Origin of the sequence: Paludifilum halophilum, assembly GCF_002245355.1 — a bacterium.
Taxonomy (GTDB): Bacteria; Bacillota; Bacilli; order Thermoactinomycetales; family DSM-45169; genus Paludifilum; species Paludifilum halophilum.
Window position 1 is genome coordinate 1 of record NZ_NOWF01000149.1, and the last position, 408, is coordinate 408.

A 408-nucleotide genomic window follows, 5' to 3' on the forward strand; every position below is an offset into this window, starting at 1 on the left:
CTACCATTATACTTGAATGATCTAGATTTAAAAGCATCAACAAATTCATTATCTGAAACAAATTATTTATAGACAACTTTCTAACATCATCTCTCTCATCAATCAAGGGTGGTTCTCTAAAAATTATTCCATTATGATGAGGATCAAGACTTTCTTTTAAGAGTCTTCATCAAAATTAACATATGCCCCTTCTCATACAAACATCTATTGAGTAGCACTTTCCAACTTAGAGGGGTTGTGGTGACAAATGCATAAAGGGTGATACGATTTTAATACCTTTTCCTCTTGGTCCTTGAAACCCTCTTCGAAAGATATATGGTTGAACTCCCTCAATTCCTTCATCTACATAAGAAATCATCTCATTGACTCTTGCAATAGGAACCTCAATATTTGAGAAATCATCAAAAC

The 408-nt window shown here is 33.3% G+C and carries 1 protein-coding gene; it reads right to left on the bottom strand.

Annotated features, from left to right (window positions below; translation table 11 throughout):
- Positions 1-226: 226 nt before the first annotated feature.
- Positions 227-408, bottom strand: a 182-nt coding sequence (locus CHM34_RS19680) for a hypothetical protein (RefSeq protein ID WP_206093862.1), incomplete at its 5' end; no start/stop codon positions are given.